The sequence below is a fragment of the Streptomyces sp. NPDC127114 genome (genome assembly GCF_042677525.1).
GTDB lineage: Bacteria > Actinomycetota > Actinomycetes > Streptomycetales > Streptomycetaceae > Streptomyces.
The window spans coordinates 68316-82048 of the sequence record NZ_JBHXTJ010000012.1 but is presented as its reverse complement, the minus strand read 5'-3'; the positions used below and the strand labels follow the sequence as shown (position 1 = coordinate 82048).

The following is a 13733-nucleotide window of genomic DNA, read 5'->3' as shown; positions in this document are numbered from 1 at the left end:
CATCCACGGTTTGCAGATGAGCTCTGCGAGCTGGCCTACCTGGACTCGAACCAAGACTAACTGAACCAGAATCAGTCGTGCTGCCAATTACACCATAGGCCACCGGGGCGCGATCCCTCCGAGGAGAGGATCTTGCTCTGGCTTGCGCTTTCGGGTCTTTCCGGCCTTTCGGCCCGTTCCCCTCGGCGCAGGAAGAACATTACCCGAAGGTGGACGGTGCTCCAAAACGCGTATCCCCACGCAGCACCCCGGGCAGCTGACGGAGGTCGGTGATCCGGGTCAGCTCGGGCCTGCCGCCGCTGTCGGAGCGGTCCAGCCACACCCCGAGGAGCCCCGCCTCGACCGCGCCGCGCGCGTCGGTGTCGGGCTGGTCGCCGACGTACGCCACCTGCTCGGGCGCGAGCCCCAGTGCCGCGCAGGCCGCGTGGAACGCCTCGGCCGCCGGCTTGGCCACGCCGAGCTCGGCGGCGCACACGACGGCCTCGAAGCGGTCCCGTACGCCGAGGGCGCGGAGCTTGTGGTCCTGGTTGTGGATGCTGGAGTTGGACAGCACCCCGTGACGGTAGTCACGGGCCAGCAGGTCGAGGACGGGCAGGGTGTCGGGGAACAGCTCCCAGGCGGCCTCGTAATGGGCCACGTACCGGTCGAACCAGGCGTCGGCCTCGACGACGGTGAGCTCGGGCCGCCCGAGGAAGTCGCGCACCCGGCCGCGCCGCTGCTCCTGGAAGTCCCCGCCCTCGGTCTCGTACCGGCGCCAGTGCAGCTCCGTGAGCTCCTTCCAGCGCCGGAGGGCCTCCTCGACGGTGCCGTACGCGCCCATCCCCTCGGCGGCCAGATGCGCCCGCATCCCGGCCCGGTCGGCGCTCGCATAGTCGAAGATCGTGTCGTCGATGTCCCAGAGCACCGCGCGGATGGTCATGGAAACGACGGTACCGCCCGTCACCCCTGCCGGTCAGGGCTTCCCGATGTCCACGGCCCACACCCCGGTGCCGTCGTAGGCCTCGGGCACGGCGGTGAGGACCTGGCCGTCGGGGACCCCCGAGGCGGCCGCGTAAACGGCGTGCGCGTGGCGCCAGTCGACGCCGGCGGCGACCGTCTGCTCGACGGCGGCCGTGGCGGCGACATCGAGGGGCAGGAACTCGAGCCCGGGAAGCGCACCGGCGTGCGCGACGATCCCCGGCAGTTCCAGGCTCGCCGCGAACAGGCAGAGCGCCGGTACGTGAGCGCGCCGGGCCGGGTCGTCCACCTCGACCACGACGACCGAGGACAGCAGCCGGTGGCCGCGGCCGAGCGCCACCATGGCCGTGTGATCGAGGATGATCACCTGCGGCTCCCCACCTGCCGTGCGGCGATGGCCCGGCGCCAGGCCTGCCCCTCGTGCAGCACGTCGTCGTCGAGCTCGGCCCCGAACTGCTCGCGGACGTACGCGATCGCCTTCGCCGTCCGCTCGGCCCGCTCGGCCTCGGTGGGGATGGCGGCGACCATGCGCTCGACGTAGGCCCGGGTGCTCAGACCACGCTCCTCGGCCAGCGTGCGCAGGCGGTCCCTGATCTCGTCACTGATCTTGAGCGTCGTGTCAGCCATACCGAGAGAATACCGATGAATACCGTTTGCGGGGGGCCTGCGGCGATACGCCTCGGGGGCGGCGCCCGGAGAGGATCCGGGTGCCGCCCCCGAGGGTGACCGCGAAGGGATCAGCCGGCGAGCTTCGCCAGGGCCGCGTCGATGCGGGCCAGGGTCTTCTCCTGGCCCAGGATCTGGAGCGACTCGAAGAGCGGCAGGCCGACCGTGCGGCCGGTGACGGCGACGCGGACCGGGGCCTGGGCCTTGCCGAGCTTGAGGCCGTGGGCCTCGCCGGCGGCGAGGACGGCGTTCTTCAGGGACTCGGGGTCGTTCCAGTCGGCGGCCACGAGCTTCTCGCGGGCGGTGGTGAGGAGGGCGGCGGGCTCGCCCTTCATCGCCTTGTCCCACGAGGGCTGGTCGAAGACCGGCTCCTTGAGGAACAGGAAGTCGACGTTGGCCGTGATGTCCGACAGGACCGTCAGGCGGGTCTGGGCGTAGGGCGCGATGGCCTCCCAGGCGGCCCGGTCGAAGTCCTCCGGGGCCCAGTTGGCGTGCGGGGCCCGCAGCCACGGCTCGCAGGCCGCGGCGAAGTCCTTCACGTCCAGCATGCGGATGTGGTCCGCGTTGATGGACTCGGCCTTCTTGAGGTCGAAGCGGGCCGGGTTGGCGTTGACGTCCGCGATGTCGAACTTCTCGACCATCTCGGGGATGGTGAAGAGGTCCTGGTCGGCCGAGAACGACCAGCCCAGGAGGGACAGGTAGTTCAGCAGGCCCTCGGGGAGGAAGCCGCGCTCCCGGTAGAGGTTGAGGGAGGCCTGCGGGTCGCGCTTGGAGAGCTTCTTGTTGCCCTCGCCCATGACGTACGGCAGGTGGCCGAAGGCGGGGATCTCCTTGGCGACGCCCAGCTCGATCAGCGCCTTGTAGAGCGCGATCTGGCGCGGGGTGGAGGAGAGCAGGTCCTCGCCGCGCAGGACGTGGGTGATCTCCATCAGGGCGTCGTCGACCGGGTTGACCAGGGTGTACAGCGGGGCGCCGTTGGCGCGCACGATGCCGTAGTCCGGGACGTTCTCCGGGGTGAAGGTGAGCTCGCCGCGGACGAGGTCGGTGAAGGTGATCGTCTCGTCCGGCATCCGGAAGCGGACGATGGCCTCGCGGCCCTCGGCCTTGTAGACCTCGGTCTGCTCGGCGGTGAGCTCGCGGCAGTGGCCGTCGTAGCCGGAGGGCCGGCCCGCGGCGCGGGCGGCCTCGCGGCGGTCGTCCAGCTCGGTCTGGGTGCAGTAGCAGTGGTACGCGTAGCCGCCGGCGAGCAGCTTGTCGGCGACGTCCTTGTAGATGTCCATCCGCTGGGACTGCCGGTACGGCGCGTGGGGGCCGCCGACCTCGGGGCCCTCGTCCCAGTCGAGGCCAAGCCAGCGCAGCGAGTCGAGCAGCTGCTCGTACGACTCCTCGGAGTCGCGGGCCGCGTCGGTGTCCTCGATGCGGAAGACCATGGTGCCCTGGTTGTGCCGGGCGAAGGCCCAGTTGAAGAGGGCGGTGCGGACCAGGCCCACGTGGGGGTTGCCGGTCGGGGACGGACAGAAACGGACGCGGATCGCGTTAGCCACGCTTGATCACCCTGTTGGTGAGAGTGCCGATGCCTTCGATGGTGACGGCGACCTCGTCGCCGACGTTGAGGGGGCCGACCCCGGCGGGGGTGCCGGTGAGGATGACGTCGCCCGGGAGCAGCGTCATGGCCTCGGAGATGTGGACGACCAGGTCCTCGATGGAGCGGATCATGTCGCTCGTACGACCGAGCTGTCGCTGTTCGCCGTTGACCGTCGCCTGGATGGTCAGGTCGCTCGCGTCGGCGATGCTCAGGCCGGTCTCGATCCAGGGGCCCAGCGGGCAGGAGGTGTCGAAGCCCTTGGCGCGGGCCCACTGGGCCTCGCGCTTCTGGACGTCGCGGGCGGTGACGTCGTTGGCGCAGGTGTAGCCGAGGACGACGTCCTTCACGCGCTCGCGGGGCACCTCGCGGCACATACGGCCGATGACCACGGCCAGTTCGGCCTCGTGGTGCAGCTCGTCGGAGAAGGAGGGGTACTCGATGGCGTCGCCGGGGCCGATGACCGAGGTGGTGGGCTTGAAGAAGGCCACCGGCGCCTCGGGCACCTCGTTGCCGAGCTCCTTGGCGTGCTCCGCGTAGTTGCGGCCGATGGCCACGACCTTGTTGGGAAGCACGGGCGGCAGGAGCCGTACCTTGCTCATCGGGACCTTGGTGCCGCTGAGCTCGAAGTCGGTGTACGGAATGCCCTTGATGATGTCGAGGACCAGGCCGCCGGACTCGACGGTCCCCTCGCCCTCGACCGCGCCGAAGGCGACGTTGCCGTCGATGGAGAATCTGGCGATGCGCACGAGTGCTGTCGCCCCTCACTTGCTACTGGCTGGAGTCTGACGCTCCAGGCTAACGCGCAGGGGCGGGCGCCTCGGGCGACTTACCGCGCGGGCTGGTACGGCGCCGGGGCGGTCATGAGGATCGTGCGGCGCGGGTTGGCCGTGGCGCCCGGGAGCTCGGCGGCGTACTCGGGCTGGGCGCCGCGGCCGAGCTGCGCCGCGTCCTCGAGGTGGGCGAGGGTGGAGCGGCGGGGGTTGGCCGTGGTGCGGAGCACGAACGTCTTCATCGCGGTGTCGGACCCTTGTCTGGGAGCGGTTGGGCTGCAGCACCCATTCTGTAAAGCGTCAGGCTAAACATGCAATTCCCTTCGATTGCCTGGCGGATTCAACGAACTACGTGTGAGTTTGCTCACCAGGAGCGGAACATACCGGGCATTACACACCGCCATCCGAGGTAACCGAAACGGACATTCCTCCACTGAATGCGCCATTCCGCTCCTGATCATGGCGACTGGGACACCCCCACCCCTCGGTCACTTCGCGCGGATACGCCCGATTCCTCCGTGATCATCTTCTACATGGGGTGACGTACCGTTCACGCGTTGTCATGCCCCTCGGGGCGCGCCCCACGGCCCTTGTTGGAGATCCGCCACTGTGCTGGAATTCCACGCACCGCCGCGGGCTTGAGGCCGGCGCGCAGGGGGCGCAACGCAGCGCCGGCCGAGTGGCGGGAAAGGGGGATCTGCGCCGGTCACCGACGACCACCACTGGGGCGCACCTGCGCCCCCAGACGCCGACACCGTCCTCTCCGTTCACCCGGAAGGACGCCTGGTCCAGAGGTTGCGACGCTAGTGCAGGGACGTTTCAAGAGGGATGGCACGGGCTCCTCCCAGGCCCGCAAGGGCCGAGGGGAAGCTTCGGCGGAGCAGGAGCCGCGTGCCGGGACCCAGCACGGTTCCCCGGCCCCGCAGCCCCAGAACCCCAGGAAGGGCGAAGGCGGTGACGGTGCCGCGCGCGGTACCGCCGCGGACGCCGCGACCGAGCACGCCCCGCTGCCCAAGCTGCAGTCCGAGAGCCAGGTCGGGCCTCGAATAGCCCTGCGCAACTGGCGCATCTCCACCCGCCTCGTCGCGCTGCTGACCCTCCCCGTGGTCGCCGCGACCAGCCTCGGCGGCATCCGTATCAGCGAGTCCTTGAAGGACATGGAGCAGCTGGATCACATGCAGCTGCTCACCAAGCTGACCAAGGAGGCCACCAACTTCGCCGAGGCGCTGCAGACCGAGCGTGACCTCTCCGCCGGTCCGCTCGCGAACAAGAAGTCGACCAGCGACTACCAGGTCTCCAACCCGCGCAAGGCGACCGACCGCGCGTACAAGGCCTTCCTCGAGGCGACCAACGACATCCCGGCGACCGAGGACGACGAGTCGCTGCGCAGCATCCGGCAGAACGTCAGCCAGATCGCCTCGCAGGTCAGCCAGCTCGGTTCGATCCGCACCACCGCGTACGAGGACGGCGTCGCCCACTCGGTGACGGTCGAGGCCTACAGCCGGCTCATCCGCTCGCTGCTCAGCCTGTCCCAGGACATGGCGCAGGCGACCAGCAACCCTGAGATGATCAAGCGGACCCGCGCGCTCGCCGCGTTCTCGTCCGCCAAGGAGTACGCCTCCATCCAGCAGGCGATCATCGCCTCCGCGCTGCCCCCGAACGACAGCAAGCCGGCCAAGATCGAGCAGGGCGACCGCCTCTACGGCGACGCCGCCCTCACCAGTGAGGCCGTCGAGCTCAAGTCCTTCAAGTCGATCTACGAGTCGACCGGCGGCGACGCCGAGGAGCTCACCGCCTCGCTGACCAACGGCAACCCGTCGATCGAGGCCGCCGACAACTACGCCCAGCGGATGCTGAAGTCGGACCGCGGCCTGCCCGACGTCAAGCGCGGTCACCTCAACTTCACCGACGAGTACGGCACCAAGATCCGGGCCATGAACACCATCGAGGCCACGCTGCTGGGCGAGATGGAGACCAAGGCCCGTGAGCTGCGCCAGGAGTCGCAGCGCGACGCCATCATCAACGGTGCCCTGATCCTCCTCGTCCTCGGCGTCTCGCTGGTCGGTGCCTTCGTCGTGGCCCGGTCCATGATCCGGTCGCTGCGCCGCCTCCAGGACACCGCGACCAAGGTCGCCCAGGAACGCCTGCCCGAGCTGGTCAAGCAGCTCTCCGAGTCCGACCCGCAGGACGTCGACACCTCCGTCGAGTCCGTCGGTGTGCACTCCCGCGACGAGATCGGCCAGGTGGCCGCGGCCTTCGACGACGTGCACCGCGAGGCGGTCCGCCTCGCCGCCGAGCAGGCCCTCCTCCGGGGCAACGTCAACGCGATGTTCACCAACCTCTCGCGCCGTTCCCAGGGCCTCATCCAGCGTCAGCTCTCGCTCATCTCCGAACTGGAGTCCCGCGAGGCCGACCCGGACCAGCTGTCCTCGCTCTTCAAGCTCGACCACCTCGCGACGCGCATGCGCCGTAACGGTGAGAACCTCCTCGTCCTCGCGGGTGAGGAGCCCGGCCGTCGCTGGACCCGCCCGGTCCCCCTGGTCGACGTCCTGCGTGCCGCCGCCTCCGAGGTGGAGCAGTACGAGCGCATCGAGCTGGCCGCGGTCCCGGCGACCGAGGTCGCCGGCCGCGTCGTCAACGACCTCGTGCACCTGCTCGCCGAGCTGCTGGAGAACGCCACCTCGTTCTCCTCGCCGCAGACCAAGGTCCGCGTCACCGGTCACGCCCTGCCCGACGGCCGTGTGCTCGTCGAGATCCACGACACCGGCATCGGCCTCTCCCCCGAGGACCTCGCCGCGATCAACGAACGGCTCGCCTCGCCGCCCACCGTGGACGTCTCGGTCTCCCGCCGCATGGGTCTGTTCGTGGTCGGCCGCCTGTCCCTGCGGCACGGCATCCGGATCCAGCTGCGTCCGTCCGACTCGGGCGGCACCACCGCGCTCGTCATGCTCCCGGTCGACGTCGCCCACGGCGGCAAGAAGCCCGCGCCGAAGCCCGGTGCGGGCGGCCAGGGCGCCGTGCCGCAGGGCCAGGGCGCCCCGGGCGGCCGGCTCACCGGCGGTCCCGGCGCGGCCGGCGGCCCCGGCGCTCCCGGCGGGCGTCCGGGCGGTGCCCCGTCCGCGCCCGGCGGCCGGCTCGGTGCGGCCGCGAGCCGTACGGCGCTGCCCGGCCGTGACGGCGGCCCGCAGGGCCAGAACGGCCCGAGCGGCCAGAACTTCTTCCAGGAGCGCAGCGCCCAGGCTCCCGCGCCGGCCCAGGCGCAGGCGCAGGGCCCGCAGACCGAGCAGATGCCGCCCGTGCCGCAGGACCAGCAGCGTCCCGGTGCCGGCGCGCCCGGCGGTTTCGTGGGCGGCGCGCAGAGCGCCATCCCGTCCCGTACGGACGTGTGGGGCGGCGGACAGAACAACCAGGCCCCGCGCGGCCCGCAGGCCCCGCAGGCTCCTCAGCCTCAGGCCCCGCAGGAGCCCCGCCCGGTCCAGAACGGCTACCCGCGTGCCGAGCTGCCCGGCGGCAACCCGCAGCAGCCCGCCCGGCCGCAGGCCACGAGCTGGGGCAACGACCCGGCGCAGCCGGTCCGCAGGCCGCAGCAGGACATGACGCCGCCGGACGCGCCGCGCGGTCACGAGGAGCCCCAGCAGGCCCCGCACCAGAGCCCGCAGGGCTACCAGGGCGGTGCCCAGGACCCGGCGTCCACGGCGCAGTTCCCGCGTCCGGACTTCGGCGCCCCGCAGCAGGCTCCCCAGCAGGCCCCGCAGCAGCAGTTCGGCCACCAGCCGTTCGTCCCGCAGGCCCAGGCGCCCCGGCAGGCCCCGCAGGCGCCGGCTCCCGCCCCGCGCCAGCGCACCGGCAACGAGCCGCAGCAGTCGCAGCAGCCCCGCCAGCCGCAGCTCCAGCAGCCGCGTCAGCCGGAGGCCCTGCCGCCGGCGTCGCACGCCGGGGACGGCCGTACGCCGCTGTACGACACCCTGGAGACCAACTGGTTCCGCCAGGAGCAGGAGCAGAGCGGCCAGGGCCAGGCTCAGGGTCAGGGGCAGTACGCCGGTCAGTACCCGGGTCAGCAGCAGCCGGCCCAGGGCCACGGACCCGCTCCGGCCGCGCCGCAGCAGCAGGCGCAGCGCCAGGCCCCCGGCCAGGGCGTGCCGGACGTCGAGCGGACGATGCAGACGCCCGTGGTCGACCAGCGTCCCGAGGCGGGCCGGCCCAACGGCCAGGCCTCGTGGCGGACCTCGCCCAACGACGAGCTGGTGCGCCAGGCCGAGCGGGTGCGCAAGCCCGCCGCCGGCGGTGTCACCACCTCCGGGCTCCCGCGGCGCGTGCCGCGGGCCAACCTCGTGCCCGGGACCGCCCAGGAGCAGGCCCAGACGGCCGGCCCCCAGGTCTCCCGCGCACCCGACGACGTCCGCGGCCGGCTCACGAATCTGCGCCGCGGTATCCAGCAGGGCCGTCAGGCGGGCAACTCCACCACGGGTTCCTTCAATCTCGGTCCGACCCACCAGCAGGAGCGTTAGTTGAGCGCGATGAGCCAGGCGGCGCAGAATCTGAACTGGTTGATCACCAACTTCGTGGACAACACCCCAGGGGTGTCCCACACGGTGGTGGTCTCCGCCGACGGACTGCTCCTTGCCATGTCCGAAGGGTTCCCCCGCGACCGCGCCGACCAGCTTGCGGCGGTCGCGTCCGGACTGACCTCGCTGACCGCGGGGGCGTCCCGGATCTTCGAGGGCGGTCCCGTCGCCCAGACCGTGGTGGAGATGGAGCGCGGCTTCCTCTTCATCATGTCGATCTCGGACGGTTCCTCGATGGCCGTGCTCGCGCACCCCGAGTGCGACATCGGCCTCGTGGGCTACGAGATGGCGCTGCTCGTCGACCGTGCGGGCAGCGTGCTCACCCCGGACCTGCGTGCCGAGCTGCAGGGCAGCCTGCTCCGCTAGCCGCGCCGGGCCGCGCCGGGCTTCCGTCCGGCAGCCTTCCGACCGTCCCCTCTCTCCCCGTCCGTCCTCGTATCCACACCCGTCAACGACATGCCCGGGGCGGTGCGCCCCTCCGCACCGCCCTGGACCCGTTCACCGTCCGGCCGCCCCACCCGGCCCCCCACCGGCCCCATCAGACGGCAGAAGGTTCTGCTGTCACGCCCGGAGGATTCATGACCCCGCCCCCCGCCTCTCACGATCCGTACGGCGCGTCGATAGACGACGGCTACGGAGCTGAGGGCGACCAGCCGCTGGTACGTCCGTACGCGATGACCGGCGGCCGGACCAGGCCTCGTTACCAGCTCGCCATCGAGGCGCTGGTCAGCACGACGGCCGACCCGGCGCACCTGGCCACGCTGCTTCCGGAGCACCAGCGCATCTGCCACCTCTGCCGTGAGGTGAAGTCGGTGGCCGAGGTGTCGGCGCTCCTGTCGATGCCGCTCGGTGTGGCCCGCATCCTCGTGGCCGACCTGGCCGAGGCCGGCATGGTGGCCATCCACCAGCCGGGCAACGGAGAGGCCGGCGGCACGCCGGACGTGACACTGCTCGAAAGGGTGCTCAGTGGACTTCGCAAGCTCTAGCGGTTCCGTTCCCCAGAGCCGCTCGACCACCAGCGCGAAGATCGTGGTGGCGGGTGGCTTCGGCGTGGGCAAGACCACGTTCGTCGGCGCCGTCTCCGAGATCAACCCGCTGCGTACCGAGGCCGTGATGACGTCCGCGTCCGCGGGCATCGACGACCTGACGCACACCGGCGGGAAGACGACCACCACGGTGGCGATGGACTTCGGCCGCATCACCCTGGACCAGGACCTGATCCTGTACCTGTTCGGTACGCCCGGTCAGGACCGCTTCTGGTTCATGTGGGACGACCTGGTCCGCGGCGCCATCGGCGCCGTCGTGCTCGTGGACACCCGTCGGCTCGCCGACTGCTTCCCGGCCGTGGACTACTTCGAGAACTCGGGCCTCCCCTTCGTCATCGCCCTCAACGGTTTCGAGGGGCACCAGCCGTACACCCCGGACGAGGTGCGCGAGGCGCTCCAGATCGGGCCGGACACCCCGATCATCACCACCGACGCCCGTCACCGCGCGGACGCGAAGAGCGCGCTCATCACCCTCGTCGAGCACGCCCTCATGGCGCGGCTGAAGTAGTACACCTCAAGTAGAAGTCGATATACGTCAGTTGTCGTAGAGGTTTTGGGGGCGGTCTGTGTCGTTCGACACGACCGCCCCCAACGGTTCCACCGGTTCATAACGTTTCGACAGAGAATTGGGACGCCTCGGACACCCGACGCATCCACTCGGTGCCGCTGCGCTCACATGAGCTCCGCCTTTTGGCGGGGCTCGCTCTTTATGCCCGTTTTATCTCTGCCGTAGGGCGTGAAAACCGGCTGCTTCGCACTGTTTGGAGGGGACCCCCTTCACGTGCTGGAATTCATGAACTCCCGAGTAGTACGGCCCTGAACGAAAAACCCGGCACAACGTAGGTGCCGGCGCCGAGAGGTTGTTGGTCGAGTGAGGCGAAGCAAGGAAAGCTCCGCGGAGCAGCAGACGCGGGGCAACTTCACGCCGCCGTCCCGCGGGCCGATGTCGCCCGTGGACGAGCCCGTGGCGCCGCCGGCTCCGAGCCGCAAGGGCAGCACCAGCAAGCTGTCCCCGCGCAACTGGCGCGTGCCCACCAGGCTGAACGCGATCCTCCTCATACCCGTGCTCGTCGGCCTCGTCATGGGCGGCTTCCAGGTGAAGGGAGCCATCGACACCTGGCAGGAGGCGCAGGACGCCGAGAAGACGGCGCTCATCGTGCGCGCCGCCTCGGACTACGGCCAGGCGCTGCTCAACGAGCGTGACCTCACCGCCGCACCGCTGCTCAAGGCCAAGACCGCCGAGGACCGCGAGAGCGACGAGGTCACCCAGGCCTACGCCGCCACCGACGCCGCCAAGGTCAAGTTCGACGAGGCCGTCAAGAACATGCCGAGCGGCCAGGGCCTCGAGCGCCGCCTCCGGCTCTTCCGGGACGCCGAGCCGCGCCTCCAGGAGCTACGCAAGGTCGCCTACACCCGCTCGCTCGACCCGGTGAACACCCAGCTCGGCTACACCGAGTGCCAGCACTACCTGATGGAGTTCTCCAACGAGCTCGGTCTGGGCACCGGCAACATCACCAGCTACGGCCGCACCGTCTACGCGATCCAGCTGGCGAAGGCCGCCGAGTCCCTCCAGCGCTCCATCGGCACCCAGCTCCTCGTCCGGCCCAGCCAGAAGGACGAGGTCTTCGCCCAGCAGTCGGTCGCCTTCAACTCGTACAACTACCTGGAGCAGATCGCCCTCGGCGAGTACCAGTCCGGCGGCACCGAGGCCGACGTCGAGCGGCTCAAGGAGGTCATGGCCGGCAAGGCCGCCGAGGGCTCCAAGAAGATGGCGGCGCTGGGCATCGAGCTGCCCAAGGGCAGCGGCAAGGACACCTCCGTCTACGCCGGCGTCGCCCAGGCCATCGGCTCCGCCAAGGACGCCGACGCCATCGCGGACCTGAAGAAGCAGGGCATCACCGCCGACACCTGGATGGCCGTCGCCACCGCCAAGTTCGACGGCTACAGCGAGGTCGAGAAGGAGCTCGTCGACAAGGCCACCACCGAGGCCGCCGAGATCTCCTCGGACGCCCAGACGGACGCCTACGTCACCGGTGGCATCACCGTCATCGCCCTGCTCGCCGCCTTCATCCTGGCCGGACTGATGGCCCGCCAGATGAGCCGCTCGATGCGCGAGCTGCGCACCGCCGCCTTCGGCATCGCCGAGCAGCGTCTGCCGATGCTGGTCGACCAGCTCTCCCGGACCGAGCCCGGCCGGGTCGACACCCGCGTGCAGCCCATCCCGATCGACTCCACGGACGAGATCGGCGAGGTCGCCCGCGCCTTCGACCAGGTGCACCGCGAGGCCGTCCGGCTCGCCGCCGAGCAGGCCCTGCTCCGCGGCAACATCAACGCGATCTTCACCAACCTCTCGCAGCGCAACCAGTCGCTCATCGAGGGCCAGCTGACCCTCATCACCGACCTGGAGAACAACGAGGCCGACCCGGACCAGCTGGAGAACCTCTTCCGCCTGGACCACCTGGCCACCCGTATGCGCCGCAACGGCGAGAACCTCCTGGTCCTCGCCGGCCAGGAGCCCGGCCGCCGCTGGGACCAGCCGGTCCCGCTGGTCGACGTCATGCGCGCCGCCGCCTCCGAGGTGGAGCAGTACGAGCGCATCGACATCGAGGGCGTCCCGGAGGCCGACATCCACGGCCAGGCCGTGACCGACCTCGTGCACCTGCTCGCCGAGCTCCTGGAGAACGCCACCACGTTCTCCTCCCCGCAGACCAAGGTCCGCGTCACCGCGACCCGTCTCCCCGACGGCCGCGTCATGGTCGAGATCCACGACAAGGGCATCGGCCTGACCGCCGAGGACTTCGCGGACATCAACCACAAGCTGGCCAACCCGCCGACCGTGGACGCCGCCGTCTCGCAGCGCATGGGCCTGTTCGTGGTCGGCCGGCTGGCGGACCGGCACGGCGTCCGCGTCCAGCTGCGCCCGTCGGGCGAGCAGGCCGGCACCACGTCGCTGGTCATGCTGCCGGACGCGATCACGCACGGTGGCGGTGGCGAGGCGCCGCTGCAGGACGACTTCACCGTCTCGCAGATGATCCCGCAGCAGTCGCTCTCCGCCTTCGAGCCGCAGGCGCAGCCGATGCGCACCGCCGCCGAGCTCGGCTTCGACGACTCGCGCTACGAGCAGCAGGGCGACGACCGCCAGCTCGACCCGGTGAACCGCTCCCTGATGCGCGAGGAGCGCCGGGCGGCCCTGGAGGCCCAGGTGCACCACCAGGGCCCCGACCACGCGCCGTACCAGGACGCCGCGGGCGAGCCCGCCGAGCCCGCGCAGCAGACGTACGTCCCCCAGGGGAACGAGCAGGGCTACGCGCCGGAGTACACCGGCGAGTACGCGCAGGAGTACCAGCAGGGCTACGCGCAGGACTACGCCCAGCAGGGTCCGCAGGACCCGCAGCAGGGTCACGGCCAGGACGCCTTCGGCTACGCCGAGCAGGGCTACGACGGCTACCAGCAGCCCGCCGAGCCCTACCGGGACCAGGCGTATGCGGAAGCCTCGTACGACGGCGGCGCGAACGCCCACCAGGGATACGAGAACGGCTACGAACCCCAGACCCACCAGGGTGAGTGGCAGCAGCAGACCGGCTACGACGAGGGCTTCGGGCAGGCGTTCGGAACGGAACCGGAATCTGCTCCGGCCGCTCCCGAACAGGCCCGCGACCGCGTAGGCTTCGACCGTCCGGGTGCCACGCCGGGTACCGGCCCGGACGCCGGCCACGCGCTGACCGACGCCGGTCTGCCCCGCCGCGGCAGCGTCGCCCCGCAGGCGCCGCAGAGCCCGCAGGCGGCGCAGCCCGCGCCGCCGGCCCAGACCGCTGGTCCGGCCGGCACGGCAGCCGACGGCTCCGGGGAATGGCGCTCCGCCAACGACGAGCGCTGGACCCGGGCCGAGAAGCTCCGCGACCCGAAGGCGGGCGGGGTGACCCCCTCCGGCCTTCCGCGACGGGTTCCCAAGGCCAACCTGGTCGAGGGCTCCGCGGAGCAGACCCCGCAGGGCGGCCCCCAGGTCTCCCGCGCACCCGAGGACGTCCGGGGCAGGCTGAGCAACCTGCGCCGCGGTGTCCAGCAGGGACGCAGCGTGGGAACGGACACGAACGGATCGGGCCTCGGCCCGGGCAACACCTACAACCAGGAGCGTTAGTGTGAG

11 protein-coding genes and 1 tRNA gene are annotated in these 13733 nt (G+C 70.9%); 5 read left to right on the top strand and 7 right to left on the bottom strand.

The genetic code is table 11. The annotated features are described in order from the left end of the window. Positions 1 to 30 precede the first annotated feature (30 nt). The 7 genes from ACFVGS_RS15155 to ACFVGS_RS15125 form a co-directional block, all read right to left on the bottom strand. Positions 31 to 102 (bottom strand) — tRNA-Gln (locus ACFVGS_RS15155). A 97-nt stretch (positions 103 to 199) separates the two neighbouring features. Next, a complete protein-coding gene (locus ACFVGS_RS15150) occupies positions 200 to 919 on the bottom strand; it encodes an HAD family hydrolase (RefSeq protein WP_385692689.1) in 720 nt (239 codons plus the stop codon). Between the two features lie 33 nt (positions 920 to 952). Beyond that, complete coding sequence (locus tag ACFVGS_RS15145) at positions 953 to 1324, bottom strand: hypothetical protein (protein WP_384416970.1); 372 nt, start codon at positions 1322 to 1324, stop codon at positions 953 to 955. After that, positions 1321 to 1584, bottom strand: coding sequence for a hypothetical protein (locus ACFVGS_RS15140; protein ID WP_384416968.1), 264 nt, complete (start codon positions 1582 to 1584; stop codon positions 1321 to 1323). The genes ACFVGS_RS15145 and ACFVGS_RS15140 overlap by 4 nt, the downstream gene beginning before the upstream one ends. A 110-nt stretch (positions 1585 to 1694) precedes the next feature. Then, on the bottom strand, positions 1695 to 3167 hold the full coding sequence (gene gltX / locus ACFVGS_RS15135) for a glutamate--tRNA ligase (RefSeq protein ID WP_384416965.1): 1473 nt from the start codon (positions 3165 to 3167) through the stop codon (positions 1695 to 1697). Beyond that, complete coding sequence (locus ACFVGS_RS15130) at positions 3160 to 3954, bottom strand: fumarylacetoacetate hydrolase family protein (RefSeq protein WP_384416962.1); 795 nt, start codon at positions 3952 to 3954, stop codon at positions 3160 to 3162. Before ACFVGS_RS15130 ends, gltX begins: the two co-directional genes overlap by 8 nt. Positions 3955 to 4034: 80 nt before the next feature. After that, positions 4035 to 4220, bottom strand: coding sequence for a hypothetical protein (locus ACFVGS_RS15125; protein ID WP_384416959.1), 186 nt, complete (start codon positions 4218 to 4220; stop codon positions 4035 to 4037). A gap of 564 nt (positions 4221 to 4784) precedes the next feature. Between ACFVGS_RS15125 and ACFVGS_RS15120 the strand changes: the two genes are divergently transcribed. From ACFVGS_RS15120 to ACFVGS_RS15100, 5 genes are all read left to right on the top strand, one after another. Then, positions 4785 to 8486: a nitrate- and nitrite sensing domain-containing protein gene (locus tag ACFVGS_RS15120; RefSeq protein WP_384416956.1), complete on the top strand. Its 3702-nt coding sequence runs from the start codon at positions 4785 to 4787 to the stop codon at positions 8484 to 8486. Positions 8487 to 8495: 9 nt separating this feature from the next. Then, positions 8496 to 8909: a roadblock/LC7 domain-containing protein gene (locus ACFVGS_RS15115; RefSeq protein WP_128978732.1), complete on the top strand. Its 414-nt coding sequence runs from the start codon at positions 8496 to 8498 to the stop codon at positions 8907 to 8909. Between the two features lie 212 nt (positions 8910 to 9121). Continuing rightward, positions 9122 to 9529: a DUF742 domain-containing protein gene (locus ACFVGS_RS15110; RefSeq protein ID WP_128978535.1), complete on the top strand. Its 408-nt coding sequence runs from the start codon at positions 9122 to 9124 to the stop codon at positions 9527 to 9529. Beyond that, complete coding sequence (locus tag ACFVGS_RS15105; RefSeq protein WP_384416953.1) at positions 9510 to 10097, top strand: ATP/GTP-binding protein; 588 nt, start codon at positions 9510 to 9512, stop codon at positions 10095 to 10097. The genes ACFVGS_RS15110 and ACFVGS_RS15105 overlap by 20 nt, the downstream gene beginning before the upstream one ends. Positions 10098 to 10460: 363 nt before the next feature. Beyond that, the gene (locus tag ACFVGS_RS15100; RefSeq protein WP_385692688.1) at positions 10461 to 13727 is read left to right on the top strand and encodes a nitrate- and nitrite sensing domain-containing protein; all 3267 of its coding nucleotides are present in this window, start codon (positions 10461 to 10463) and stop codon (positions 13725 to 13727) included. The last annotated feature ends 6 nt before the right edge of the window (positions 13728 to 13733 follow it).

Coding starts and splice junctions, on each gene's coding strand:
- ACFVGS_RS15150 (WP_385692689.1), bottom strand. CDS start 919: ATGACCATCCGCGCGGTGCTCTGGGACATCGACGACACGATCTTCGAC.
- ACFVGS_RS15140 (WP_384416968.1), bottom strand. CDS start 1,584: ATGGCTGACACGACGCTCAAGATCAGTGACGAGATCAGGGACCGCCTG.
- ACFVGS_RS15125 (WP_384416959.1), bottom strand. CDS start 4,220: ATGAAGACGTTCGTGCTCCGCACCACGGCCAACCCCCGCCGCTCCACC.
- ACFVGS_RS15115 (WP_128978732.1), top strand. CDS start 8,496: ATGAGCCAGGCGGCGCAGAATCTGAACTGGTTGATCACCAACTTCGTG.
- ACFVGS_RS15110 (WP_128978535.1), top strand. CDS start 9,122: ATGACCCCGCCCCCCGCCTCTCACGATCCGTACGGCGCGTCGATAGAC.